The organism is Pseudoglutamicibacter cumminsii (genome assembly GCF_016907775.1).
GTDB classification, from domain to species: Bacteria; Actinomycetota; Actinomycetes; order Actinomycetales; family Micrococcaceae; genus Pseudoglutamicibacter; species Pseudoglutamicibacter cumminsii.
Window position 1 is genome coordinate 1,815,056 of sequence record NZ_JAFBCO010000001.1, and the last position, 24,754, is coordinate 1,839,809.

The 24,754-nt window shown below is 59.7% G+C and carries 23 protein-coding genes; 13 read left to right on the forward strand and 10 right to left on the reverse strand.

Annotated elements, in window-relative coordinates:
* Window positions 1-57: 57 nt before the first annotated feature.
* From JOD50_RS08250 to secG, 4 genes are all read left to right on the forward strand, one after another.
* Window positions 58-687, forward strand: coding sequence for a superoxide dismutase (locus JOD50_RS08250; RefSeq protein WP_204881139.1), 630 nt, complete (start codon window positions 58-60; stop codon window positions 685-687).
* 104 nt (window positions 688-791) lie between these two features.
* Entirely contained in the window at window positions 792-2,030 is a 1,239-nt protein-coding gene (locus JOD50_RS08255; protein ID WP_204881140.1) for a phosphoglycerate kinase, read from the forward strand.
* The gene (gene tpiA, locus JOD50_RS08260) at window positions 2,031-2,840 is read left to right on the forward strand and encodes a triose-phosphate isomerase (protein WP_204881141.1); all 810 of its coding nucleotides are present in this window, start codon (window positions 2,031-2,033) and stop codon (window positions 2,838-2,840) included. It abuts the gene before it with no gap.
* A 68-nt stretch (window positions 2,841-2,908) separates the two neighbouring features.
* Complete coding sequence (gene secG / locus JOD50_RS08265) at window positions 2,909-3,172, forward strand: preprotein translocase subunit SecG (protein WP_239541559.1); 264 nt, start codon at window positions 2,909-2,911, stop codon at window positions 3,170-3,172.
* A 100-nt stretch (window positions 3,173-3,272) separates the two neighbouring features.
* Here the strand turns inward: secG and JOD50_RS08270 are convergent, their stop codons facing one another.
* The 3 genes from JOD50_RS08270 to tkt form a co-directional block, all read right to left on the reverse strand.
* Complete coding sequence (locus tag JOD50_RS08270) at window positions 3,273-4,904, reverse strand: glucose-6-phosphate isomerase (RefSeq protein WP_204881142.1); 1,632 nt, start codon at window positions 4,902-4,904, stop codon at window positions 3,273-3,275.
* A gap of 2 nt (window positions 4,905-4,906) precedes the next feature.
* Window positions 4,907-6,028 (reverse strand): transaldolase, encoded by a 1,122-nt coding sequence (gene tal / locus JOD50_RS08275; protein ID WP_204881143.1) that lies wholly within the window; start codon window positions 6,026-6,028, stop codon window positions 4,907-4,909.
* Window positions 6,029-6,138: 110 nt separating this feature from the next.
* A complete protein-coding gene (gene tkt / locus JOD50_RS08280) occupies window positions 6,139-8,241 on the reverse strand; it encodes a transketolase (protein ID WP_204881144.1) in 2,103 nt (700 codons plus the stop codon).
* Window positions 8,242-8,494: 253 nt separating this feature from the next.
* Here tkt and JOD50_RS08285 point away from each other — a divergent pair, with 253 nt between their 5' ends.
* A complete protein-coding gene (locus JOD50_RS08285) occupies window positions 8,495-9,481 on the forward strand; it encodes a heme o synthase (RefSeq protein ID WP_204881145.1) in 987 nt (328 codons plus the stop codon).
* A gap of 139 nt (window positions 9,482-9,620) precedes the next feature.
* Here JOD50_RS08285 and JOD50_RS08290 read toward each other — a convergent pair whose 3' ends face one another.
* The 3 genes from JOD50_RS08290 to JOD50_RS08300 form a co-directional block, all read right to left on the reverse strand.
* Entirely contained in the window at window positions 9,621-10,583 is a 963-nt protein-coding gene (locus tag JOD50_RS08290; RefSeq protein ID WP_204881146.1) for a COX15/CtaA family protein, read from the reverse strand.
* A gap of 87 nt (window positions 10,584-10,670) precedes the next feature.
* Window positions 10,671-11,426: an ABC transporter permease gene (locus tag JOD50_RS08295; protein WP_204881147.1), complete on the reverse strand. Its 756-nt coding sequence runs from the start codon at window positions 11,424-11,426 to the stop codon at window positions 10,671-10,673.
* 1 nt (window position 11,427) lies between these two features.
* Complete coding sequence (locus tag JOD50_RS08300) at window positions 11,428-12,414, reverse strand: ABC transporter ATP-binding protein (RefSeq protein ID WP_338052077.1); 987 nt, start codon at window positions 12,412-12,414, stop codon at window positions 11,428-11,430.
* A gap of 174 nt (window positions 12,415-12,588) precedes the next feature.
* Between JOD50_RS08300 and JOD50_RS08305 the strand changes: the two genes are divergently transcribed.
* The 6 genes from JOD50_RS08305 (at window position 12,589) to JOD50_RS08330 (ending at window position 19,318) form a co-directional block, all read left to right on the forward strand.
* The gene (locus tag JOD50_RS08305) at window positions 12,589-13,407 is read left to right on the forward strand and encodes a helix-turn-helix transcriptional regulator (RefSeq protein WP_204881148.1); all 819 of its coding nucleotides are present in this window, start codon (window positions 12,589-12,591) and stop codon (window positions 13,405-13,407) included.
* Between the two features lie 262 nt (window positions 13,408-13,669).
* Window positions 13,670-15,130: a Fe-S cluster assembly protein SufB gene (sufB, locus tag JOD50_RS08310; RefSeq protein WP_204881149.1), complete on the forward strand. Its 1,461-nt coding sequence runs from the start codon at window positions 13,670-13,672 to the stop codon at window positions 15,128-15,130.
* A 1-nt stretch (window position 15,131) separates the two neighbouring features.
* Entirely contained in the window at window positions 15,132-16,427 is a 1,296-nt protein-coding gene (sufD, locus tag JOD50_RS08315; protein WP_204881150.1) for a Fe-S cluster assembly protein SufD, read from the forward strand.
* A 32-nt stretch (window positions 16,428-16,459) separates the two neighbouring features.
* Window positions 16,460-17,215, forward strand: a complete 756-nt coding sequence (gene sufC / locus JOD50_RS08320) for a Fe-S cluster assembly ATPase SufC (protein ID WP_109302908.1) — start codon at window positions 16,460-16,462, stop codon at window positions 17,213-17,215.
* 6 nt (window positions 17,216-17,221) lie between these two features.
* Window positions 17,222-17,551, forward strand: coding sequence for a metal-sulfur cluster assembly factor (locus JOD50_RS08325; RefSeq protein ID WP_204881151.1), 330 nt, complete (start codon window positions 17,222-17,224; stop codon window positions 17,549-17,551).
* 165 nt (window positions 17,552-17,716) lie between these two features.
* Window positions 17,717-19,318, forward strand: a complete 1,602-nt coding sequence (locus JOD50_RS08330; protein ID WP_204881152.1) for an ABC-F family ATP-binding cassette domain-containing protein — start codon at window positions 17,717-17,719, stop codon at window positions 19,316-19,318.
* A gap of 35 nt (window positions 19,319-19,353) precedes the next feature.
* Here the strand turns inward: JOD50_RS08330 and JOD50_RS08335 are convergent, their stop codons facing one another.
* The 3 genes from JOD50_RS08335 to JOD50_RS08345 are packed head-to-tail and all read right to left on the reverse strand — an operon-like array spanning window position 19,354 to window position 21,104.
* Window positions 19,354-20,319: an SURF1 family cytochrome oxidase biogenesis protein gene (locus JOD50_RS08335; RefSeq protein ID WP_204881153.1), complete on the reverse strand. Its 966-nt coding sequence runs from the start codon at window positions 20,317-20,319 to the stop codon at window positions 19,354-19,356.
* The gene (locus JOD50_RS08340) at window positions 20,320-20,643 is read right to left on the reverse strand and encodes a hypothetical protein (protein ID WP_338052078.1); all 324 of its coding nucleotides are present in this window, start codon (window positions 20,641-20,643) and stop codon (window positions 20,320-20,322) included. It abuts the gene before it with no gap.
* A gap of 2 nt (window positions 20,644-20,645) precedes the next feature.
* Window positions 20,646-21,104, reverse strand: a complete 459-nt coding sequence (locus JOD50_RS08345; protein WP_204881154.1) for a DUF3099 domain-containing protein — start codon at window positions 21,102-21,104, stop codon at window positions 20,646-20,648.
* Window positions 21,105-21,259: 155 nt separating this feature from the next.
* On the opposite strand from JOD50_RS08345, the gene JOD50_RS08350 reads away from it, so the two are divergent.
* Window positions 21,260-22,006 carry a beta-ketoacyl-ACP reductase gene (locus tag JOD50_RS08350; protein WP_204881155.1) on the forward strand — a complete coding sequence of 249 codons (747 nt, stop codon included), beginning with the start codon at window positions 21,260-21,262 and terminating at the stop codon, window positions 22,004-22,006.
* A 53-nt stretch (window positions 22,007-22,059) separates the two neighbouring features.
* Complete coding sequence (locus JOD50_RS08355) at window positions 22,060-22,818, forward strand: SDR family oxidoreductase (RefSeq protein WP_204881156.1); 759 nt, start codon at window positions 22,060-22,062, stop codon at window positions 22,816-22,818.
* A gap of 97 nt (window positions 22,819-22,915) precedes the next feature.
* On the opposite strand, the gene JOD50_RS08360 is transcribed toward JOD50_RS08355, so the two are convergent.
* The gene (locus tag JOD50_RS08360) at window positions 22,916-24,694 is read right to left on the reverse strand and encodes a VanW family protein (RefSeq protein ID WP_204881157.1); all 1,779 of its coding nucleotides are present in this window, start codon (window positions 24,692-24,694) and stop codon (window positions 22,916-22,918) included.
* Between the last annotated feature and the right edge of the window lie 60 nt (window positions 24,695-24,754).

The window sequence follows — 24,754 nt, forward strand, 5'->3', positions numbered from 1 at the left end:
TAAATACCTAATGACCGGCAACGGAGATTCCGGCTGGTCGAACGCATGGAGGTTACCTTGACTCAGTACACGCTTCCGGATCTGGACTACGACTACGGTGTACTCGAGCCGCACATTTCCGGCAAGATCATGGAGCTTCACCACTCCAAGCACCACGCAACCTACGTAAAGGGCGCTAACACTGCGCTTGAGCAGCTGGCAGAGGCACGCGATAAGGGCGACCTGTCCAACGTCAACAAGCTGACCAAGGACCTCGCGTTTAACCTCGGTGGCCACACCAACCACTCGATCTTCTGGAAGAACCTCTCTCCAGAGGGCGGCGGCGAGCCAACCGGTGAGCTCGCAGAAGCCATCAACCAGAACTTCGGTTCTTTCGAGAACTTCAAGAAGCACTTCAACGCAGCCGCACTGGGCATCCAGGGCTCCGGCTGGGCACTTCTGACCTACGAAGGCATCGGCGGCAAGCTCCTCATCGAGCAGCTCCACGACCAGCAGGGCGATGTCCCAGTAGCAACCCAGCCACTTCTGATGCTGGACATGTGGGAGCACGCTTTCTACCTTGACTACCTCAACGTCAAGGCTGACTACGTTGATGCTTTCTGGAACATCGTCAACTGGGACAACGTTTCGGAGCGCTACGCAGCAGCTAAGGAAGGCGCAGCTAAGCTGGTTCTTCCAACCGCCTAAGCAAGGCTTTTAGCGCAACGCACGGTTCGCCGCTCTCGTCCGTTTCTTGCGGATGAGAGCGGCGGACATCGTTAACGCCAGAGTTATCCCGTAGGCTTAGATGTATGCCTGCCTTTACTCTTGAGGATTTGATGACCAAGGGCGTCAAGGGCCGTACGGTCCTGGTGCGCTCCGATTTGAACGTTCCACTCGATGAGGAACGAAACGTGACTGACGCTGGCCGCGTCAAAGCGTCGATCCCTGTGATTTCACGCTTGGCTAACGCTGGTGCGCGCGTGATCGTGATGGCACACTTGGGTCGCCCGAAAGGTGAGCCTGATCCTGCTCTTTCGATCCGCCCGGCAGCCGAGAAACTCGCTGAATTGAGCGGCTTGAACGTCAAGGTCGCCGAAGATGTGGTGGGCGAGTCCGCTCAGTCTTTGGCGCAGGAGCTTGCCGATGGCGAGGTCCTCGTGATCGAGAACGTTCGCTTTGAAGCTGGTGAGACCTCCAAGGACGACGTCGAACGTGAGGAACTCGCGAAGCGCTACGCTGCGTTGGCTGGCGAGGACGGCGCCTACGTGGATGATGCGTTTGGCGCGGTTCACCGTAAGCACGCCTCTGTTTTCGATATCGCTCGTGTTTTGCCTGCGTATCAGGGTGACCTCGTTCGTGACGAGCTTGAGGTTTTGAAGCGCCTCACGGTTGAGCCGAAGCGTCCATTCGTTGTTGTCTTGGGTGGTGCGAAGGTTTCTGACAAGCTCGCCGTGATCGAGCGTTTGTTGACCGTCGCAGACCAGATTCTGGTTGGTGGTGGCATGGTCTTCACGTTCTTGAAGGCTAAAGGCTACGAGATCGGTAGCTCGCTGGTTGAAAAGGATCAGCTTGAGACCGTCAAGGGTTACCTCGAGCGTTCCGGCACCGACGGCCACGCCGAGATCATCTTGCCAACCGACATCGTGATGGCTGATTCGTTCGCCGCTGATGCTGCGTATGAGACACGCCCAGTTGATGACCTGACCGGCGGCACGATCGGTGAAGCAGGAATGGGTCTGGACATTGGCCAGGAATCCGCAGGCTTGTTTGGCGAGAAGATCGTCACGGCGGCTACGGTCTTCTGGAACGGTCCGATGGGTGTCTTCGAGTTCCACGCGTTCGCGAGCGGCACGCGCGCAGTCGCGAGTGCTCTAGAGCGCTCTGAGGCGTTCACGGTTGTTGGCGGCGGCGATTCCGCGGCTGCTGTGCGAAGCCTCGGACACAACGATGACGATTTCGGCCACATCTCGACCGGTGGCGGCGCCTCGCTGGAATACCTTGAAGGTAAGGAACTCCCAGGCTTGACCGTCTTGGAGGAGAACAACTAGATGGCACACATCACCAACGGTGAGTTTGCGCGCCGTCCTCTGATCGCTGGCAACTGGAAGATGAACATGGATCATCGCCAGGGCATCACGCTTCTGCAGAAGACCGTGTGGACGTTGCAAGACGCGAACCACAACTTCGATCGCGTTGAGGTTGCTGTATTCCCGCCGTTCACTGATCTTCGCAGCGTCCAGACGTTGGTAGCAGGCGATGATCTGCCTGTAGTCTACGGCGCTCAGGATGTTTCAGAACATGATTCAGGGGCGTACACGGGCGAGATCTCGGGTCAGTTCCTGGATGCGCTCGGTTGCTCCTACACCCTCGTCGGGCATTCGGAGCGCCGCACGCTCCACCAGGAGACCGATGAGGTCGCGATTGCGAAAACGGCTGCCGCTTTGCGCCATGACATGACTCCGGTTGTGTGCGTGGGGGAGCCGCTTGAGGTGCGCCAGGCTCAGGAGCATGTTGAGCACACGTTGGCTCAGGTCAAGGCTGTGATCAGTACGCTCGACGCGGACACTGTTTCGAAGCTTGTCATTGCGTATGAGCCGGTATGGGCTATCGGAACTGGCGAGGTCGCTGGCCCTGACGATGCGCAGGAGATGGCTCACGCTATCCGCGAATGCGTCAAGCAGGTTCACGGTGAGGATGCGGCGAACGGCGTTCGCATCCTGTACGGTGGGTCAGTGAAAGCAACCAACGTGGCTGAGATTATGCAGGAAGCCGATGTTGACGGTGTTCTTGTGGGTGGCGCAAGCCTTGACGCCGTGGAGTTTGCTAATATTGCTAGGTTCGAACAGCACTACGCGTAGGTGCGCGTGCGTGCCGAACGTGGTTTGAGACAGAATATTTTTAACGGACGTAGAAGCTCGAGGAGATCATGTCGGGTTTGATCAACGCCTCGCAGGTCACCCTGCAGGTCCTTGTATTGATTACCAGCATCTTGCTCATCATGACGGTGCTGTTCCATAAGGGCCGTGGTGGCGGTATTTCGGATCTGTTCGGTGGCGGTATGGCGTCGTCGATGCAGTCGTCCGGTAGCGCAGAGCGGACCTTGAATAAGATCACGGTGACGATCTCGGTCATTTGGGCTGTGTGCATCGTCCTGTTGGCTCTCTTGATGCGGCTCAACGTTGAAGCATAGCGCGGAAGGTTAGCGCGGAAGCCTAGCGCTTTGACTGACTCTGAAAAGTTTGGGGGGCGGACCACACGGTCCGCCCCCCAAACTTTTAACCCAACGCCAGTTACGCCGAGGCTTGTATAGCTTTGAGCTTGTTCACGATGTAGGGGAGGCCTTCCGCGGGGTCGTCCACTGTGACCATCACGACGGGGCGGCCGCGTTCCGCGAGAACGCGTGCGTCACCGGTGGCTTGGGCCGCTAGTTGTTCTCCGCCTGTGTGGCTCAGTCCCGGGATTGTGATGTCGTTGACCGAGCGTGCCAGAACGTGGATGAAGATGCCTTCCGCGGGGCCACCTTTGTGAGCCTGGCCGGTTGAGTGCAGGAACCGTGGGCCCCATCCGAATGCTGTCGGGCGGTGGAAGATGTCGGTGATCGTCTGCTGTAGTGGTGCTGCGACATCACGGTGGGTGTTCCTATCCGCGAACACATTGATCGCAACGTAGCTACGTTCCGTCGCGACCTCACGGAGCGCGTCGATAGCGGATTCGAGGCACGTGACCTTGGAGTGATCGATCCACGATCCGTAAGCGGCAACGGTGATCGGCCCGTCGGTTGTGCAGCCTTCGCTCGATGCGCTGCTATGTTCTGCAGCGAGCAAGTTTTTCGCCGCTTGTTTGGAGGCTTCGACGTCGGGCTGGTCGAAAGGGTTGACGCCGATACGTCGGCACGCCACGGCAACCGCGTATTCCCACACGATGAACTGTGCCGCCAAGCTACCTGAAACTGTGACGCTTGGGCCGGCTGTCTGCGGGAGAGCGGTGTTGCCTCCGTGTAGATAGACGTGAAGGACATCGTCAGCGTGGTCGAAGGCGACGCTGTTGGCTGACGAAACGATCTCAACGGTCGGGACGAGGCCGATGCCCTGTTTACCGGTGGACTCCGCCACGAGTTGCTCAATCCATGCGCTGAAGCCCGGCAGGTTAGCGGCGTCGTCGTGGATCACCAGCTTGTTGCGTTGAGGATGCTGACCAGCCAACGCAGCGCCCAGGATGAGCGCGGGGTTCTCAGGGCTGTCGGGGATGCATTCAGCCTGCGCGTCCATCGCCTCTGTGAGGACACGCTCAACGTCGACTCCCGCAAGTCCGGTTGGTACAAGACCGAAAGCCGCGAGTGCAGAGAAACGTCCACCAACCGTGGGATCGGCTGTGAACATCAAGAGGCGATGCTTGTTTGCCAACTGCTCAAGAGGCGAACCCGGGTCAGTAATGACGACAATGTGCTCGGAGAGTTTAAGTCCTGCCTGCTCGATAGCGTCACTAAAGACGCGGAACGCAACGTCCATTTCGAGTGTGCTTCCGGACTTGGAGGCGACAATCATGAGTGTCGTCTCGAGGTCCGTGAGCGTATCCGCGAGCATCCCTGGGTCCGTCGAGTCAATGACTGTGAGTTCTACATCCGCAGCGCGAGCCGCAACCTCGGAAGCCAGGGTTGAACCACCCGTACCAGCCAGGATGATCCGTTTGATGCCACGCTCTTTCAGCGTGCCACGGAGCTCCGCGATAGGCTCGAGAAGCGGACGAGAAGAAGGGAACGGGTTAGCCCACCCGAGCCTCTGTACCGCTTCAAGGGCGGCTTTCTTACCCCACAGGGAAGCATCTTTGGCAGCCAGCCGGGAAGCAACTCGATCCTTGACGAGCTGGGGGAGCTGGCCCTCCACAGCGTCCTTGATCTCATGACTTGTGTGTACGGAAAGCATTATCATATTTGGCGGGCCTCAGCAGACGCGAGTTCGGCCTCGAGTTGCGTCAAGAGATCCTTCCAAGCATCCACGAATTTCTGCACGCCTTCACTTTCGAGCTTGGCGATCACTTCGTTGTAGTCGATCCCGAGTTCGCTGAGTTCATCGAGGATCGTGTCCTGCTCACGGTAGGTTCCACTCACGGTGTCCTGTGCGTCACCGCCGTGGTCGGCTACCGCGTTGAGTGTGGCTTCCGGCAGCGTGGTCACTGTCAGCGGAGCTACAAGCTCATCAACGTATAGAGTGTCCGGGTACTCAGGGTTCTTGACGCCCGTCGACGCCCACAAAGGACGCTGCGGATGAGCGCCCTGAGCCGAAAGAGTCTTCCAACGCTGCGTCAACGAAACCTCGCGGAAGATCTCGTAGGCGAGGCGAGCGTTCGCGAGAGCTGCCTTGCCGCGCAACGCGAGGGCTTCAGGTGTGCCGATCGCCTCGAGCCGAGCATCAACTTCGGTATCGAGGCGGGAAACGAAGAATGAAGCAACCGAGTGAATTCGGCTCAAGTCCACGCCGGTATCGCGGGCCTTCTCAAGGCCGCGCAAGAAAGCGGACAGAACCTCGCGGTAGCGTTGCAAGCCAAAGATCAGGGTCACGTTGACGCTGATGCCGCGAGCCAGACATTCGGTGATCGCTGGGAGTCCCTCGTCAGTCGCTGGGATCTTGATCATGACGTTCGGGCGGTCCAGCGACTCCCACAGCTCAACGGCCTGATCGATCGTCGCTTGGGTGTCGAATGCATGGCGCGGATCCACCTCTATGGATACGCGGCCGTCGACGCCGTTGGTTGCGTCATAGACAGGACGCAACAGATCAGCGGCCTGCGCGACGTCCTTCGAGGTAATCGCAACCACCGCGTCGTCAACGGAAGCCTTCTTGGCGGCCTGTTCAGCGATGTCTTCCGCGTAGCTTTCCGAATCAGACAGGGCGGAGGCGAAGATCGCAGGGTTCGTGGTCACGCCAGTGACGTTCACATCACGCACTAAGGACTCAAGCGAACCGCTCGTGAGGCGGCTACGCGACAAGTCATCGAGCCAGATGGAAACACCTGCATCGGCGAGAGCCTGAGTATGAACGTTAGACATGAACGAGAACTCCTGAAACAAGACCTAGCAAACGTGAATGAGTGAAGCGTGGGCGCCCTGTCGGCCCATACTGCGCTGTTTGTGAAACCGGGCGCCCACGCATTCGCAAATTAGCGGGACGCAACCTCTACGGCGGCCTCAACAACCGCATCGGAGGTGATGCCGAACTTCTGGTACAGCGTGTCACCATCGGCGGAGGCGCCGAAGTGATCCAAGCCAACGATGCGGCCGTTGCTGCCAACCCATTCGTGCCAGCTCATCGGGTGAGCGGCTTCCACCGCAACGCGTGCGGTGACCTCGGATGGCAGAACCGATTCGCGATATTCGTCGTCCTGGGCGCGGAACCATTCGATGCACGGCATCGAAACAACGCGTGCAGCGATGCCGCGCTCAGCGAGAGTCTTCTGAGCCTCAACCGCAAGCGCAACCTCGGAGCCGGTACCGATGAGGATCACTTCTGGGGTGACCTCTTCGCCGTCGCGGGTTGCTTCACGCAAGATGTAGGCGCCGCGTTCAGCAAGCTCAGCTGCAGCGAAGCCGTCCGTTTCGCGTGGCAGGGTTTCAACGCCCTGACGCGTCAAGATGATGGACGACGGGTGATCGGTGGTTTCGATCATCTTCTTCCACGCGACCGCAACCTCGTTCGCGTCCGCAGGACGGATCACGTCAAGGTTCGGGATAGCGCGCAAGGAAGCGAGCTGCTCAACCGGCTGGTGAGTTGGGCCGTCTTCGCCGAGGCCGATCGAATCGTGCGTCCACACGTAGATCGATGGGATGCCCATCAGAGCGGACAAACGCACTGCAGGGCGCATGTAGTCAGAGAAGATCAGGAACGTACCGGAGTAGGCGCGGGTCGGAGACGACGTCACGATGCCGTTGACGATAGCGCCCGCAGCGTGCTCGCGGATACCGAAGTGCAGGTTGCGGCCGCCTGGGCAGGCCTTGTACGTATCAGTGGCCCACGAGGACGGATTGAAAGACTTAGCGCCGTTGATGAACGTGTTGTTCGAACCCGCGAGGTCAGCCGAGCCACCCCACAGTTCCGGAAGCACAGGGGCCAAAGCGTTAATGACCTTGCCCGAGGCCGCACGGGTAGCGATCTTCTCGCCTGCCTCGAAGCGTGGCAGAACATCCGTCCAGCCCTCTGGGAGTTCGCCCTTCTCAAGGCGCTCATTCAGAGCCACGGTCTCAGCCTCGGAACGGGCGCGCCACGCATCCATCGCGGCATCCCAGTCCTCGCGCAGCTGCTCGCCACGTTCCTGAGCCTTACGCGTGTAAGCGAGCACAGCATCGTCAACAACAAAGCTCTGCTCAGGGTCAAAGCCCACGGCCTTCTTCAAACCAGCAACCTCATCGCCACCCAGCTTGGCGCCGTGAATACCGCCCGTGTTCTGCTTGGTCGGCGAAGGCCAACCGATCACGGTGCGCAAAGCAATCAACGACGGACGGTCAGTCTCAGCCTTAGCGGCCTCGATCGCATCGTTGAGGGCCTTCATATCCTCAACGTAGTCGCCCGTACGCAACCAGTCGACGCGCTGAGTGTGCCAGCCGTAGGAACGGTAGCGAGCCTCAACATCTTCGGTGAAGGCAACGTTGGTGTCGTCCTCAATCGAGATCTTGTTGTCATCCCAAATGACCACAAGCTGGCCCAGCTGCTGGTGGCCGGCAAGCGAAGACGCCTCGGAAGTCACGCCTTCCTGCAAGTCGCCATCGGAAGCGATCACGTAGATGCGGTGATCGAACGGCGACTCACCCGCAGGAGCGTCCTTATCGAACAAGCGGCGCATCCGGCGCTGAGCGTAAGCAAAGCCAACAGCTGAAGCCAAGCCTTGACCGAGCGGGCCAGTTGTGAACTCAACTCCGGCAGTGTGGCCGTACTCCGGGTGACCCGGAGTCAGGGCATCCCACGTACGCAGAGCCTTCATGTCATCGAGGCTCAGGCCATAGCCCGTCATGAACAGCTGAGTGTAAAGAGTCAGCGACGTGTGGCCAGGGGAGAGGATGAAACGGTCACGTCCAGCCCACTTAGGGTCCTGCGGGTTGTGACGGATGTGCTGCTGAAACAGCAGGTGAGCGACCGGAGCAAGCGAGATAGCGGTACCCGGATGCCCGTTGCCCACCTTCTCAACCGCATCAGCGGCCAAAACTCGAGCGGTATCTACCGCTGCAGCATCTTCTTGCGTCCATGTGAAAGTCTGGCTCGCCGAGGGCATTAATGGTCCTTTCGAACTGCTCGCTGACGGGTGTCGCTGATAACTGGGCACGCGGGTTCAGCCTGCCGGCGTGGCAATTCGGAGCCGGAAACGCGCGCGATGACCCGATGTGTCTAAGCCTACCCGCACATGTCCAGTAATCGAGGGCATAGGGCGGTAGAATAAGAAGAAGTATGCAGGATTTGCGTCATCCTGTGCTCCGCATCACTGCGCCCCGTGCTTGGCGCGACCCAACGTCATGAGGTAACCGTCAATGTCCACCTTGAGCCATCTGGAAACGTCTACTCCCGCCGTGCCGCGTCATCAGCGTCAGCCCGGCGAGACTCGTGGCGCCTTCCTGTCGCGCAAGGCTAAGGCCTATCTGGCACTGACTAAGCCCCGGGTCATCGAACTGTTGCTCGTGACGACGTTGCCGACCATGATTTTCGCTCAGCGTGGCTGGCCGGACTTGATTGCGATGCTGGCGACCAACATCGGCGGCGCGATGGCGGCCGGTAGCGCGGGCGTCTTCAACTGCTATTTCGACCGGGACATGGACAAGGTCATGAACCGGACGAAGAACCGTCCGTTGGTGACCGGCGAGATCACGCCGAATGCCGCGCTCGTGTTCGGGTGGATTTTGGGCGTCTTGTCGATCGCAGTTTTGTGGGCCGGAACTAACCTCCTGACCGCGGCGCTGGGTCTTGCTGCGATCCTCTTCTACGTTGTCCTGTACACGCTGATCCTCAAGCGCAAGACTACGCAGAACATCGTGTGGGGCGGCATCGCAGGCTGCATGCCTGTTCTGATCGCGTGGGCCGCTGTGAAGAACACGATCGAGTGGCCAGCCATCGTCTTGTTCCTCATCATCTTCTTGTGGACGCCGCCGCACTACTGGCCGCTGTCCATGAAGTATTCGGAGGACTACGAACGCGCCGACGTTCCAATGCTCGGGGCTGTTGCGCAGGGCCGCACGGTTTCCGCTCAGGTGGTTGTGTATGCGTGGGCCACGGTCGCGTGCTCGCTGTTGCTGATCCCGATGGGCGACGCCGGCATCGTGTACACGGTGGTTGCGCTGGCCTCTGGCGGATGGTTCATCTGGGAATCCCACATTCTGCACCGTGAAGCAGCACAGGATCACAGCGCGAAGAGCCTCAACCGGAAGGCGATGCGCGTGTTCCACCTTTCGATCATGTACCTCACGCTTCTGTTCATTGGCCTGGCGATCGACCCGTTCGTCGGATCGCCACTTCTGGGCTAGAACATATTTACTTGCACAACGTATTGACTGACAAACAGAGCCGCGCTTCACTCGCTGAGTGAAGCGCGGCTCTGTTGTTTAGTTGGGTTAACGTTTGGCTGGGTTCCGCATGGCTCTGTTGCCGTGCGGCTGGTGCCACCTAGTTGACGGTGCGGTCCCACACGTTGGTCACCGCGGAGATCAGCAGGGCGGAGCCGAGCATGTGTGCCAGAACCAGGCCGATCGGTAGGCCTGAGAAGTGCTGCCAGTAGCCGACTCCTGCCTGGATGAGGATCACGCCGATCGCCATAAGGTAGGCGTTCTTGAGGCTCGCGATGTTGCGGCGCATCACAATGACCAGGCCAACGATGATCAGAAGCGTGAGCACGTAGACCGGCACAGTGTGCATGCGGGTCACGATGAGGGGGTTGAACGTGTGTCGTGGCGCGCTTTCGTCACCTGCGTGCGGGCCGGTGCCAGTGACGGTGGTTCCCATCACGATAACCCAAGCGGCTAGAGCCCACGCAGTCGCTGCGATCACACGCAGCGGGCCAAACACTGGCAGCGGAGTGAACGGCACGTTTTCCTTGAGGGCCACGGAGCTTTCGATGTCTGGGTTGCGGTAGGCGCGGCCGGTGCGGTTGACGAGCAGAACTGCGAGTGCGACGCACGCTGCGGACGCAAGGAAGTGGAACGACACAACCCAGGGGTTGAGCTTGGTGAGAACCGTGATGCCACCGATGACGGCTTGTGCCGGGATGATGCCCAGAAGCGCCCAGGACAAAACGAAGATGTTCGTGTGAGCCTTGCGGGAGCGCCATGCGGCAACGATCATCGCGACTGCGATCGCCGCAAGCACGAAGGTCAGGGTGCGGTTACCGAATTCGATGAGGCCATGGATGCCCATTTCCGGGGTAGGGGTCATGGTTTCGGGCGTACACCTGGGCCACTCGGAGCAACCGAGGCCGGACTTGGTCAACCGGACGGCACCACCCGTCACGATGATCCCGATCTGCGAGATCAAGGAAGCGATTGCTAGACCGTGAGCGGTTTTCGTCACCGGCTGGTAGCCGCTGGCTTGTGCGCCAGTTGGCTGAGTTGGCGACGAGGTGGTCGCTGTCATGACGGTTCCTTTCCGGGGCTTGGTGTGAGGTTCGGTTGTGGGGTCGAATGGGGCACGCCCCTCATCGAGATGTGCAATGCCGCACCCTCAATTGTCCCATCTAAAGTGGCGTATTGCGGCCGCGACGAGGATCACGGCCCACACGGCGAGCACGATCGTGGCTTGGATGTTGATGTGGCCGTGTGCGAGGGCGTCCCGCATCCCTTCGCCCAGCGCCGCGGAAGGTAGAAGCTGTACGAAACCTGCGAGCGCATCGTGCAGTCGGGTCAGAGGCATGAGGACGCCGCCGATTGCAGCGATCAGAACGAGACCGATGTTGGTGATGGCGAGCGTTGCTTGTGCTCGCACGGTTCCGGCGATCAGCAGGCCCAGAGCGGTGAATGTGATGACGCCGAGGACCCCGATGAGCACAGCCCAACCGGAGGTCGCTTGGGGCTTCCATCCGAGGAACGTGGCGACGATGCTGAGCACGGTCACGTGGAGCAACGCGACGAGGGCTACGGCTGTGATCTTGCCGAGGATCAGCCCTGACTTACCCAGGGGAGTCGTAGCTAGAGCTCGCAATACGCCGTACTGGCGGTCGAAGCCGGTTTGGATCGCTTGGCCAGTGAAGCCCACGCTCACGAGTGCGAGGGCGAGCACGCCCGGGGTCGCTGCGTTGATGCGGGTATCCGCGATGCCGTCGAGCACCGATGTTGTGGTCAGAGCCCCGAGCGCGAGCAACGGCAGGATGAGGGAGACCAGAAGCTGCTCCGCGTTGGTCACGATGATTCGGGTTTCATAGCCGGCATGGCGCAGGACCCGGGTGAGCGCGGGGGCCGGAAGGCTTGCAGTTGTGCTCATGTCAGTCCTCGCCTTCAGTGGTTTGTGATGCGACTTCAAGGAAAACGTCTTCGAGGCTACGCCGTCCAAGGTGCATGCTCGCGGGCATGAGGTCGGCCTTTTCGAGTGCGGACGCGAGTTCGCGTAGCTGCTGGGGATTCGTCACATCGTCGATAATCCACGTGCCTGGTCGTGCGTTGGTTGCGGTGAGAGGAACACCGGCTTGATCGAAAACGCGTGTGAGGTCAACGGCCTCGGGGAAGGTGAGCGTGAGGCTCGCCGTTGCATCGGCGTCCAAGAGGTCAGAGACACTCGACTGCTTTACGACGCGTCCCCGGTCCATGATGAGGATGTAATCGGAGAGTCGTTCGGCCTCTTCGAGCAAGTGGGTCGTGAGGATAACCGCCGCGCCATCGCTCGTGAGTTCTTTGATGATGTCGAAGACAAGCAGACGCGATTGCGGGTCAAGCCCCGCGCTAGGCTCATCGAGGAAGAGTACTTCGGGCCTTCCGAGCATCGCCATCGCGAGTGAAACGCGCTGTTTCTCGCCCCCGGAGAGGCGCCGGATGGAGCGGCGCGCGAGGTGCGCGATGTTGAGCTGTTCCATGAGTTCGGGCAAGGGACGTGGATTCTGGAACAGGCCGGCAACATGTTTGAGCAGACGCAATGGGGTTTGAGCTGGCGGTAGTCCACCGTCTTGCAACATGACACCTACCCGGGAGCGCAATGTAGCTGACGCGCCCCACGGGTTCTGACCCAGCAAAGAAATCTTTCCGGCGTCAGGTTTTTGCAGGCCCTGGCAACATGCGAGGGTGGTGGACTTACCTGCACCGTTCGTTCCGAGCAGGGTAGTTACCTGCCCACGAGCTGCGGTGAAGGACACGCCTTGAACCGCCTTGATGGGGCGGGTTTTCGAACCGAAAGTTTTCGCAAGCCCCGAAACCTCGAGGGCGATGTCCGCGGTCCGTGTTTCGGGCGCGGAAACTTGGGGTGAATTGTTTTGGGCCACGTTGATATCGTATCGAGCCACTCGTGCGCTTCACTCACTCTGGTCAGCGGGTTGACTGGTTACGATGGTGGATACGTGAGATTTTCCAGTCGAGCTCTAACGCTCCTGGAGAAAGCGACTCGAGGAGAAGATGACTCGAGGAGATGATCACCCGAGGAAAGGCGGCATCCGTTCATGTCTGAAGAGTCCTTCGAAGATGGTGTTGATCGCATCCAGCGAGAAAGTGCCGCTGAGCACGAGCCGCAGCTGGGGCCTGAAGAATCAACGCGTGATCGTGTACTGCACAGCGTGATGGTGAACGGCCCGATCACGGCGGCCAAGCTCGGTAAGGAGCTCGGGCACACTGCTGCCGCGATCCGCCGTCACCTCGACAAGCTTGAAGAAGAAGGCCTCATCGAAGTCAAGGACATGGGCCGTAAGCCTTCGCGCGCAGGCCGGCCTGCGCGTCATTATGTGGTGAATCCGCAGGGGCAGTCTCAGTGGGGTTCCCGCAATGCGGATGTTGCGGTCAAGGCTATTGAACGTTTGTATGCCTTGGGTGGGGAACGTGCGGTTGAAGATTTTGCGCGTGACCTCGCTGCAGAGCAGGAGGCCCGCTATACCGCGATGCTTGAGGGCTCCGAGAAGGGCGCGGAACGCATTGAGGCGCTGGCTCAGGCTCTCGCGGCCGACGGCTATATGGGCTTTACTCGCGATGTTTCGATTACGGCTGGCCGGACATCGATAAGTGCTAAACAGATCTGTCAGGCACACTGTCCGTTAGTTGATATCGCCGCGGCTGTTCCCGCGATCTGCGATGCCGAAACCGAGATGTTTCAGCGGGTTTTGGGCGTGGATGTGCGCAGATTGTCAACGATGGCGGCAGGTGGCCATGTGTGTACGACGCACGTGCCGCTTGATCGTGGAGCGTTGACTCTCAAGGAGAAGGCTAAGGGGACGCGTGAGAAGGTCACGCGCATCGCTGGGCCGCGCCGACCATCGGCTGACAAGTGAAAGCTGATGAGAAGAACGGGTAAGTCCTTTGTGCCGGCTGCGAACTGAGGTTCGGCTTAGTTGACGCCAATATCGGATAACGCAACAGTTAAGTACTGTAATTCTGTCGTGAGGTCGGCGGCCTGGAATAAATCAGGCAATGCCACCGTTACAGGGCAGTAGAGAACTCACGTGAGTCAACATCCCATGCGAATGCACGAGTCGCATGGGTGCAAACATCAGTGACCCGACGCTGGCGTGTGCCAGCAGAGAAGAGGACGCGATGACGGATCAACAGGCGCCTAGCGCAAAGGATCCAGGTGTAATCGCCGAAATCCTCGAGGCGAACCCGGAACTCGAGGGTATTGGTAACTACGAATACGGTTGGGCTGACTCCGACGCCGCCGGACAGGACGCGGAACGTGGTCTCGACGCGGATCGCGTTCGTTCCATCTCGGCGAAGAAGGACGAACCCGAATGGATGCTTAACAGGCGTCTGCGCGCACTGAAGTACTTTGAACGTAAGCCAATGCCAACCTGGGGTCCAGACCTCTCCGGCATCGACTTCGACAACATCAAGTACTTCGTCCGTGCTTCCGAAGGCCAGGCACAGACCTGGGAAGACCTTCCGGAAGATATCCGCAACACGTACGAGAAGCTCGGCATTCCTGAGGCGGAACGCAACCGCCTCGTCGCAGGTGTTGCCGCGCAGTACGAGTCCGAGGTTGTGTACCACCAGATCCGTGAGGATCTTGAAGAGCAGGGTGTCATCTTCCTCGACACCGACACCGCTCTGAAGGAGCACCCGGAGTTCTTCGAAGAGTACTTCGGCACTGTGATCCCAGCCGGTGACAACAAGTTCGCGGCCCTCAACACCGCAGTATGGTCCGGTGGTTCCTTCGTATACGTTCCGAAGGGCGTCCACGTCGAGATCCCTCTGCAGGCCTACTTCCGCATCAACACGGAAAACATGGGCCAGTTCGAACGCACCTTGATCATCGCTGACGAGGATTCCTACGTTCACTACATCGAAGGCTGCACGGCTCCGATCTACAAGTCGGATTCCCTGCACTCCGCTGTGGTTGAGATCATCGCGAAGAAGGGCGCACGCGTCCGTTACACGACCGTCCAGAACTGGTCGAACAACGTGTATAACCTCGTGACCAAGCGCGCTGTATGCGAAGAAGGCGCTGTCATGGAATGGGTCGATGGCAACATCGGTTCCAAGATCACCATGAAGTACCCAGCTGTGTACTTGACCGGTGAGCACGCACGCGGCGAGACCCTGTCGATCGCGTTCGCAGGCGCAGGCCAGCACCAGGACACCGGTTCGAAGATGGTTCACATCGCACCGAACACGTCGTCCTCGATCGTCGCTAAGTCGATTGCGCGTAACGGTGGCCGTTCCGGCTACCGCGGCCTGGTCCAGGTTCGCGAAGGTGCGCACGGTGTCAAGAACAACACCGAATGTGATGCGCTACTGGTCGACACGATCTCGCGTTCGGATACCTATCCGTACATCGACATCCGCGAGGACGATGTGCAGATGGGTCACGAAGCAACCGTTTCGAAGGTTTCCGAAGACCAGCTGTTCTACCTCATGGCGCGCGGCATCCCGGAGGACGAGGCCATGGCGCTCATCGTCCGCGGCTTCGTCGAGCCGATCTCGCGTGAGCTCCCGATGGAGTACGCGCTTGAACTCAACCGTCTAATCGAACTTCAGATGGAAGGATCTGTTGGCTGATATGTCTGAGACGACTTCCACACAGCGTCCTATGGGCGCACCACTGATCGCGGGCTTCACGGAGGAAGGCGAAGACCTTTCCCCGATGAACGCTGATCAGGCTCAGGGCGGTAGCCCTATCGGCGGCGACGCCGTGAAGAGCCATTCGCACGGCGGGGCACAGGCCGGCCAGGTGAGCGCTAACGACACCTCGCGTGCAGGCCGTGCCACGAGCTTCAACGTTGAGGACTTTCCGGAGCTGACCGGCCGTGAAGAGGATTTCCGCTTCACGCCACTGCGCCGACTCAAGGGCCTCCACAAGGATGAACTCGCCGGCGCCGCTCCAGGCCTGAGTCAAGAAGTACTCGCAGGTACAGGCGAGGTCCGCATCGAGCAGGTTGCACAGGACCACGCGGCTGTTTCCTTCATGGAACCAGAAGACCGCCTCTCGGCGAACGCATACGCAGCCGCTCAGCAGGTTGAGCTCGTGACAGTTCCGGCGGAAACCGACGGCCTCGTCACCAAGCTGACCCTGCGCGGTGAGCACAGTGATCCAGCCGGCCAGCACATCACCGTCGTGGCAGAGCCAGGAGCCAAAGCAACCGTCGTGTTCGACCACATCGGCTCGGCTGTTCTGACCCAGCACATCGAATACGACATCAAGGACGGCGCTGAGCTGACCATCGTGTCGCTGCAGAACTGGGAAGACGACGCCGTTCACGCCGCCAACATGCAGGCACGCATCGGCGCTGAAGCGAAGCTCAAGCACGTTGTCGTGACCTTCGGTGGCGACCTCGTCCGCCTGACCCCGTCGGTACGTTTCGACGGCGAACGCGGCGAAGCCTACGTCTACGGCTTGTACTTCACCGACGCCGGCCAGCACCAGGAACACCGCCTGTTCATCAACCACGCATCCGCGAACTGCACCTCCGACGCCCTCTACAAGGGCGCGCTGCAGGGCGACGGTGCACACTCCGTATGGGTTGGCGACGTCCTCATTCCGGTTGCTGGTGAAGGCACCACGACCTACGAAGCCAACCGAAACCTCGTGCTTTCGGAAGGCGCACGCGCAGACTCGGTACCGAACCTCGAGATCGAGACCGGTGTCATCGAAGGCGCAGGCCACGCAGCTACGACGGGTCGCTTCGACGACGAGCACCTGTTCTACCTCATGGCCCGCGGCATCGACGAGAAGACGGCACGCCGCCTGGTGGTCCGTGGCTTCCTGAACGAAATCATCCAGAAGATCGATGTTCCAGAGATTGAGGATTCCCTCAACGAGACCATCGAGGCCGAGCTGGCCGTCAACGATAACTGACCTTCACTTCTCACAAGGAGAAACGACTTTTCATGACTACTCTTGAAATCAAAGACCTGAAGGTCGGCATCGAGACCGATCAGGGTTTCAAGGAAATCCTCAAGGGCGTTAACCTGACCATCAAGCCAGGCGAGACCCACGCGATCATGGGCCCGAACGGCTCCGGTAAGTCCACGCTCGCAGCGACGATCGCTGGCCACCCGTCCTACATCGTGACCGGCGGCTCCATCACCCTCGACGGCGAAGACGTCCTGGAGATGGAGGTTGACGAGCGCGCTAAGGCTGGCCTGTTCCTTGCGATGCAGTATCCAGTTGAGGTACCGGGCGTCACGATGACGAACTTCCTGCGTACCGCAAAGACCGCGCTCGACGGCGAGGCTCCTCAGCTGCGCACGTGGGCTAAGGACGTCAAAGGTGCTTTCGAGGCGCTCAAGATGGACCCAGAGTTCGCGAACCGCAACATCAACGAAGGCTTCTCCGGCGGTGAGAAGAAGCGCGCTGAAATCATTCAGATGGAGCTCTTCAAGCCGAAGTACGCGATCCTCGACGAGACCGACTCGGGCCTCGACGTTGACGCACTGCGCATCGTCTCCGAAGGCGTGAACCGCGTTCAGGAGAACAACAACATGGGCGTCATGCTGATTACGCACTACACCCGCATCCTGAACTACATCAAGCCTGACTTTGTGCACGTGTTCGTCGACGGCCACATGGTTGACGAGGGCGGCCCAGAGCTCGCAGAGAAGCTTGAAGAAGAGGGGTACGACAAGTACCTCGCCAAGGCGTGATCCACTATGGCTGAGACTGCAAGCAACCTGACTCCTGTCGAGGACGTCACCGAGGCGCTGCACGAGGTCATCGACCCGGAGCTCGGAGTCAACGTCGTTGACCTGGGCTTGCTGTACGGCATGGCCTACGACGACGAAGGCGCCCTCGTGATCGATATGACGCTGACAACGGCGGCCTGCCCGCTGTCCGACGTGATTGAGGATCAGATTCAGTCCGCCATTGGCACGATGGTTGACGAATACCGCGTCAACTGGGTCTGGATGCCACCGTGGGGTCCTGAACGGATCACTGAAGACGGCCGCGACCAGATGCGTGCGCTCGGATTCAATATCTAAGCGATCCGATCCTTGACGGCTCACACTTGAGCTAAACCGTGTGGGGTTGAGTACTTACAGGTACTCAACCCCACACTCTATTAATCGGCCGGGCGTTAAGAGGCGTTTCGCATCGAATGCGCGGGTAGACTAGGAAAGTTCGTTTTCTGCCTTGTGGGGGTTTTCTTGATTTCCGTGGACAATGTTGGGCTGCGCGTTGGTGCGCGTCTGCTCATGGACGAGGTTTCGTTCAGGGTTGATCGCGGTGACAAGATCGGCCTGGTGGGCCGTAACGGTGCAGGCAAAACGACGTTGACGAAGGTTCTGGCAGGGCAGGCTCTGCCGAGCGATGGCACGATCGAACGTCGCGGCGAGATCGGGTATCTTCCGCAGGACACCCACCTTCCCGACATGGAGCAGCTCGCGCGCGACCGCATCCTTTCGGCACGTGGGCTCGATAACGTCATCACGCAGCTGAAAGAATCCCAGACGCAGATGGCTAGCGATGACCCGGCTGTGGCTCAGAAAGCGATGCGCCGTTACGACCGCCTCGAAGCTCAGTTCCTCGCTGCCGGCGGCTACGCAGCTGAATCGGAAGCCGCGACGATCTGTAACAACCTCGACCTTCCAGAACGAGTTTTGGCGCAACCGATTGGAACCCTTTCGGGTGGTCAGCGCCGTCGCGTTGAGCTAGCGCGCATCCTGTATTCGCAAGCCGACACGTTGCTCCTGGATGAGCCGACTAACCACTTGGATGCGGATTCGATCGTATGGCTCCGTGAGTTCCTGCAGGCCTACGAAGGCGGCTTCGTGATCATCTCCCACGACACCGACCTTCTGGAGGCTGTCGTGAATAAGGTGTTCCACCTGGACGCGAACCGCGCGACGATCGACCAGTACAACCTCGGGTGGAAGAAGTACCTCGAGCAGCGGGAAACCGATGAACGTGCCCGCCGGCGTGAAGCCGCTAACGTTCAGAAGAAGGCCTCAGCACTTTTGGCTCAGGCTGACAAGATGCGTGCGAAAGCGACCAAGGCTGTCGCCGCGCAGTCCATGATCAAACGTGCTGAGCGCATGCTGCGGGGGATCGAGCCTGAGCGGCAAGCCGACAAAGTTGCGGCCCTGCGATTCCCTGATCCGGCACCGTGCGGCAAGGTTCCGATCTCTGCGGAGGGTTTGAGCCGATCCTATGGTTCGCTTGAGATCTTCACGGGCTTGGATCTTGCAGTGGACCGTGGTTCCCGGGTGGTCGTTCTGGGGCTCAACGGTGCCGGTAAGACGACGCTGCTGCGTCTGCTAGCGGGTGTTGACGAACCGAACTCGGGACAGGTCGTATACGGCCATGGTTGCAAGATCGGCTATTTCGCGCAGGAACACGACACGATCGACGGCGACAAGACCGTTCTTGAGAATATGCGCCGCACCGCACCGAGCCACCTCGGGGATGCACAAGTCCGCTCGATTCTTGGTTCGTTCTTGTTCTCCGGTGACGACGTGGACAAACCTGCTCGCGTACTCTCAGGTGGCGAGAAAACCCGCCTAGCCTTGGCGATGATCGTCGCCTCACACGCAAATGTTTTGCTTTTGGACGAGCCGACCAACAACCTTGACCCCGCGTCGCGCGAGCAGATTCTTGGGGCCTTGGCCACGTACGAAGGCGCGGTCATTCTGGTGTCTCACGACGAGGGCGCAGTCGCGGCCCTCAACCCGGAAAGGGTCTTGCTTTTGCCGGACGGCACCGAGGACCTCTTCAACGACGACTACCTCGAGCTCGTATCGCTCGCATAGCGGCGGCCAAGCCTCGGTTAGGATTTGCTTGAGAGCTAGGTCTTACCCGACATCCACGTGTGGTCTTCACGCTGGGGCTCGGCCAGAGGCGTCTCATCCTCGTAACCCTGCGCATCGAGGTAAGCGTCTTCGACGTCCTCATCGTGAGCGGAGCCATCGCGGCGTGGACGGCGACGCTTCTGCTGAGTCACCCGGCGCGCCTGGAACATCGGCTCTGATCCGCCTGCGCCATCGCCGTCTGCACCATCGGCAACACGGGCCTGCGCTTCTTTACGTTCGGCGTTGATCTTGGCTTGCTGCCGCGCCGCGTAACCGAAACCGATGAAGAACAACAGACCGAAAGCCATCCACTGCAACGCATAGGACCAGTGCATGCCTTCATCTTCAGAAGGCTCCTGGAGTAGCGCAGGGGTCTCAACCTGTGGGTCCTCGGAGGCCAACCATCCGTACGCGCCAGGCGCTATATCCAGTCCGGTCATTTTCGCCGCCCCCACCAGGTCCACGGACGAGATCTGTCCCTCGGGTGCGTCGCGTCCAATGTCCGGCTCTCCACGCACCAAACGGACCACGATGGAGGCTTTGCCCTCCGGGGGAGAGGGAACGTTCTCGGGGCGCTGATCCGGGCCGTCGCCGTTGAGGAGCCAGCCGCGGTCCACGGCGATGACTATGCCGTCGTTGGTTTCGAAAGGAACGAGCTGTTCCATGCCCACACGACCGTTACCGGAACGCATACGAACCAACAGCTGCTGGTCCGAAACATAACGACCGGTCAGCTTAACCGGGGTGTACTGCTTGTCTTCGGGAAGGGAATCAAGCCACGGGCTATCCGGCTTGAGTTCTACCGGGGTAGCGTTCCAGTTCTGTTCGATGAGCCGGTTCGTTTGGGCGACCTCGGCTCGCCGATCCCACTGCCACCAGCTCAAGCCCGCGCAAATCGCGGCGAAAAACATGACCATCAGAAGCCAGCCGATCCAGCGGGTGGAGGCTAAGAACTTATACACCTAGGACTCCTCCCTATGCTCTGCTGGCTGGTCAGCGGGCTCATCAGCTGGCTGATCTGTTGGCTTGGTGATGTCTGTTAGAGGAGCGACGTTCTTGAGGAACATGCGGGCACCGAGGAACGCGCTGAGGTAGTCGAGATGTTCATCGCACGCGAGCCACTGCTTGCGGCGCTCAGGGGCATGAACTTTAGGGTTGTTCCATTCCAGGACATGCCGGGCGTCGCCCTTACATCCCTTGCGTGAACACTTCAACGCAGCGTCCGAGCGGCCCGCACCTGAGGCATCGTCGGCCTGGCCGTTGGAAAGCATTCCGAGCACGTCCATCGTTAAGCCCGCCCTTCGTTGCTGGACTCTGTGCTGCTGGACTGTGTGGCGTTGGACTCGTCGGCGCTGTCTCTACCGCTAGATTGTGCGCGCTGGTGCTGTTCGCTGTGAATCTGGATGACTTGCTCAGATGCGTTGTCGCCGCTCGCATCAGCGAAGGACGTGGGCAATTCTGTGGGCGCTTGTTTATCGGCCCAGGTAGGGTCAACGGTGCTTGACGGCTGGATTGCGTTGGCGCTCACGACGGCGAACCAAGGAATGATGGTCGCGAAGACCAGAAGTCCGAGCCCGAGCCATATGTTCACGTAGTAGGCGAGGATGCCGCCGAGCGGAAAGCAGATCACGCGCAACGTCATTTTGATCGCATACATGCGGTGGCGATGGCGTGCCTCAAGCGACGCTGCCTCTTGCGCGTCGGTGATCGAATATTCCGCTGGGGCGGTTGCATCATTTTTAGCCATCTTTTCTATTATGGACTGCCACTCGTTCGATGCGGCTTCAGGCGTGTTGTTGACTCGCGGTAGGTTGCGTCACACTCGGTAGACTGGGCCTGTACATCAATTTGGCTTAAGCACGCGGCTTACTGTTGCGTGCCCTGGATTGCTCGAGGAGATACATGAGCGCGAGCGCCGCGACCGCGAAAACCACTGAAACGCCTGCACGCACTGTTTTGGTGACCGGTGGTAACAGGGGGATCGGTTTGGCGATTGCCGAGCAGTTCCTTGAGGCCGGCTACCAGGTTGCGGTGACGACGCGGTCGACGCCCGCTCCGGTGGACGGAATCCTTTCAGTCAAGGCCGATGTGACTGATAGCGCGAGCGTTGATGCCGCGATGGCGGAGGTTGAGGAGAAGCTCGGCCCGATCACCGTGGTAGTCGCGAACGCTGGTATTACTCGTGACACGCTGTTGATGCGCATGAGTGAGTCGGACTTCACCGATGTGGTTGATACGAACCTCACCGGCGCGTTCCGTGTTGTTCAGCGCGCTACGAAGGGCATGGTTAAGGCTCGTTTCGGCCGCGTGATCCTCATTTCTTCGGTTGTTGGTTTGCTGGGTGGCGCGGGCCAGGTCAACTACTCTGCGTCGAAGGCGGGGCTCGTGGGTATCGCTCGGTCTGTGACCCGCGAGTTGGGTGGCCGCGGCATCACCGCGAACGTGATTGCTCCGGGATTCATTGAGACGGACATGACCGATGCCCTCGATGAGGACCTCAAGAAGCAGTACAAACAGCAGATTCCTGCTGGCCGTTTCGCATCCCCTGAAGAGGTTGCGAAGGTTGCTGTGTGGCTGGCTTCCGAGGACGCCGGTTACGTCTCGGGTGCCGTGATCCCTGTCGACGGCGGTCTGGGCATGGGCCACTAGGCTCACGTTGTTGTTGATCTGTTTGTAGAAGTTTTGAGTGAAAGTAGGTTTGCATGTCCAAGCTTGAAGGCAAGGTAGCGATTGTCACTGGTTCTAGCCGTGGGATCGGTGCCGATACCGCAAAGCTCCTTGCAGCTGAAGGCGCTGCTGTTGTGGTGAACTACCGCGATAAGGCTCCTCGCGCGAACAAAGTTGTTAAGGCGATTGAGGAAGCTGGCGGTCGCGCAGTCGCCGTCAAAGCTGACTTGACTGTCGCGGAGGACCGCGAGGCTCTAGTCAAGGCAGCGGTAGATAACTTCGGCCACCTCGACATCCTGGTTCTCAATGCATCGGGCGGTATGGAGACTGACCGCGGGGAAGACTATGCGATGCGTCTGAACCGTGATGCTCAGGTCGGCATGCTGGATGCCGCGTTCCCTGCGATCCGCCCGGGCGGTCGCGTTGTGTTCGTGACGAGCAATCAGGCGCACTTCATCGAGACCCATCCGACGCTGCCTGCATACGAGATGGTTGCGAAGTCGAAGCGTGCCGGTGAGACAGCCTTGCGCGAGCGGGAACACGAGTTCGCCGCAGCCGACATCACGTTCGTCGTGGTTTCGGGTGACATGATCGAAGGCACCATCACCGCAACGCTGTTGGACCGCGTCGAGCCAGGCGCAATCGAGGCTCGCCGCGAGGAAGCGGGTCGCTTGTACTCGGTCGCAGAATTCGCGCAAGAGGTCGCCCGCATGGCGATGGACGACGTCGAACACATGCACACGGAATACGTGGGCGGCGCTAAGGGCTTCCTCGACGAGGGGTTCACTCTGTAACGGGCACATCTACGTCAGATATGCGAAGGGGACCACATCACATGATGTGGTCCCCTTCGCTTGTCAGCGCTTGTTCGTTCAGCAGTGCTAGCCGCGGCTAGCCTTTGCAGGTGACTTTCGGCCAGCCGTCGTAGCGGGTGGTCTGGGAGTCTTTGAGCACTTCGCCGGTTTCAACGTTGGTCCGGGTGCGGCTCACATCAACCGTGAAACCGCGTTTGCCACCGGATTCTGGGATGCAGTGCGGATCGTTTGACGTGATGGTTGGCCCGGTCGTGTAGTTGTAGAAGTCGCTGGTTGAGGTCTTGACGTCCCACGTCTTGTGGCCGTACACGGCGGTGTGAACCTTGTTATCGGCGAGCCACATCGCGACCACGACGGGTGCCTTGGTGTTGTTCTTCCACTTGACGTTGATCGAACCTTCCCAGTACGTGGACTCGCGGCCGGCTGGGTAACGGTCGAACCAGCGGTTGTGTGGCCTCCATGCTTCGATGTCCATGCCTGCAAGGTAACCCGCGTTGTAGGCCATGGTAGCGATCTGGGAAAGCCCGCCGCCGACTGCCTTGGTCGACACGCTGTTGACGACTACGCCGGAAGAGTAGTAGCCGTTGGCCTCGGTCACTGGACCGAATTTTTGGGCGAGGTCGAAGGATTCACCTGGCTCGACCACGCTTCCGTTGATGCGTTTGGAGCCTGCTACGAGGTTCTTGGTGCGTGTCGGATCGTATGGATAAGGGGTCGCGAATTCAGCGACCTTCGTGATCTTCCACTTTTTCGCGTCCGCCGTCGTTACGGTCGGCTCTTGCGTCGTGAGGTTCACGGTCGCGGTCCGATCAGACGTCGACTGGGCGGCTTCACGGACTTTCTTGCCGAGCTCTCCGGCGTCCAGTCCCTTTCCGGTTTTGCTTGGAACGATCTCAGCTTTCGCGTTTGCTCCACTACCGACGAGCTTGAGGCTTGCGTTTTGTGCTGTCGAGTGAAGCTTGGAGTTGGATGACTCGACCGCGGATTTGAGGGAGTCGTCGTCGGTTTTGAGCTGTGGGGTCGAGTCTTTGACTTCCACGATGGTGGCTTTACTGAGGTCTTTGACGCTCAGTTCCGCGGTTTCATCGCCAGCTTTGACCGTGACTGGGCCGGAAAGGTACGGTTCCACGGTCGTGTCGATGAACTCGTTCCACTTGTCGGCGCTGACCTGTGGGTCGACGACCTTTGCATCAACAGTGACTGAGCGCTTGGCCGCGAAGGCGTTCTTGGTGATGGTGGTGCGCGCGAGGTCTTCGCTCACTTTGTGGCCGTCTTCGGGTTCGGTGAATTCCGGGCCGCTCTCGGTCAGGTTGACTTTGCCTTCGACCGGATCGGTTGTGAGGGCCTCGGCGACTTCTGTGGCCTTGTTTTTCAGTGGCTTATCGTCGATTGTTTGTTTGATCGAGACTTCTTGGGAACCGCTCAAGCGCTCGATGATGGTCTGAGGGTTCCAGCTCCAGCCGGAAAGTTCTTCGAGGGTTGCCTTGGTGTCGATGCCGATGCCGGCCTTTGCGGGCGTGACTTTAGTGGTTGCGTTTCCGGCGGTGAGGGTCAGTTCTTTGTTGAGTTTGTTGCCGAGCTCTTTCTCGAGCTTGACAGAGGCCTCATCAGTGGAGAGACCGGAAATGTCAACTCCGCTGACAGTCAGGTTGGCGGGCAGCTTGTCCGAGGTGTACCACGCGGATCCAACGTAGGCGGCGCCGGCGAGCAGGAGGACTCCGCCGGTGATGGACGTTGCGATCAGCCCGCCACGCTTACGCTTTGCGGCGCGGTTTTTGCGTGCGCGGCGGCTGGCTGGCTGAGGTGAAGACTGCTCTTGTGTTGCGGTCTCGTCCGGCCCAAGCTGTGAGTCCATGAATACCCTTCTGTAGTGCACGCGGAAGTGCACCTGTTTGAATGCTGGTGAAGCGCTCCC

Excerpts from the sequence above, each read along its gene's own strand:
- JOD50_RS08255 (WP_204881140.1), top strand. The coding sequence starts at position 792 with ATGCCTGCCTTTACTCTTGAGGATTTGATGACCAAGGGCGTCAAGGGC.
- tpiA (WP_204881141.1), top strand. The coding sequence starts at position 2,031 with ATGGCACACATCACCAACGGTGAGTTTGCGCGCCGTCCTCTGATCGCT.
- secG (WP_239541559.1), top strand. The coding sequence starts at position 2,909 with ATGTCGGGTTTGATCAACGCCTCGCAGGTCACCCTGCAGGTCCTTGTA.
- JOD50_RS08270 (WP_204881142.1), bottom strand. The coding sequence starts at position 4,904 with ATGCTTTCCGTACACACAAGTCATGAGATCAAGGACGCTGTGGAGGGC.
- tal (WP_204881143.1), bottom strand. The coding sequence starts at position 6,028 with ATGTCTAACGTTCATACTCAGGCTCTCGCCGATGCAGGTGTTTCCATC.
- tkt (WP_204881144.1), bottom strand. The coding sequence starts at position 8,241 with ATGCCCTCGGCGAGCCAGACTTTCACATGGACGCAAGAAGATGCTGCA.
- JOD50_RS08285 (WP_204881145.1), top strand. The coding sequence starts at position 8,495 with ATGTCCACCTTGAGCCATCTGGAAACGTCTACTCCCGCCGTGCCGCGT.
- JOD50_RS08290 (WP_204881146.1), bottom strand. The coding sequence starts at position 10,583 with ATGACAGCGACCACCTCGTCGCCAACTCAGCCAACTGGCGCACAAGCC.
- JOD50_RS08295 (WP_204881147.1), bottom strand. The coding sequence starts at position 11,426 with ATGAGCACAACTGCAAGCCTTCCGGCCCCCGCGCTCACCCGGGTCCTG.
- JOD50_RS08305 (WP_204881148.1), top strand. The coding sequence starts at position 12,589 with ATGTCTGAAGAGTCCTTCGAAGATGGTGTTGATCGCATCCAGCGAGAA.
- sufB (WP_204881149.1), top strand. The coding sequence starts at position 13,670 with ATGACGGATCAACAGGCGCCTAGCGCAAAGGATCCAGGTGTAATCGCC.
- sufD (WP_204881150.1), top strand. The coding sequence starts at position 15,132 with ATGTCTGAGACGACTTCCACACAGCGTCCTATGGGCGCACCACTGATC.
- sufC (WP_109302908.1), top strand. The coding sequence starts at position 16,460 with ATGACTACTCTTGAAATCAAAGACCTGAAGGTCGGCATCGAGACCGAT.
- JOD50_RS08325 (WP_204881151.1), top strand. The coding sequence starts at position 17,222 with ATGGCTGAGACTGCAAGCAACCTGACTCCTGTCGAGGACGTCACCGAG.
- JOD50_RS08340 (WP_338052078.1), bottom strand. The coding sequence starts at position 20,643 with ATGGACGTGCTCGGAATGCTTTCCAACGGCCAGGCCGACGATGCCTCA.
- JOD50_RS08345 (WP_204881154.1), bottom strand. The coding sequence starts at position 21,104 with ATGGCTAAAAATGATGCAACCGCCCCAGCGGAATATTCGATCACCGAC.
- JOD50_RS08350 (WP_204881155.1), top strand. The coding sequence starts at position 21,260 with ATGAGCGCGAGCGCCGCGACCGCGAAAACCACTGAAACGCCTGCACGC.
- JOD50_RS08355 (WP_204881156.1), top strand. The coding sequence starts at position 22,060 with ATGTCCAAGCTTGAAGGCAAGGTAGCGATTGTCACTGGTTCTAGCCGT.
- JOD50_RS08360 (WP_204881157.1), bottom strand. The coding sequence starts at position 24,694 with ATGGACTCACAGCTTGGGCCGGACGAGACCGCAACACAAGAGCAGTCT.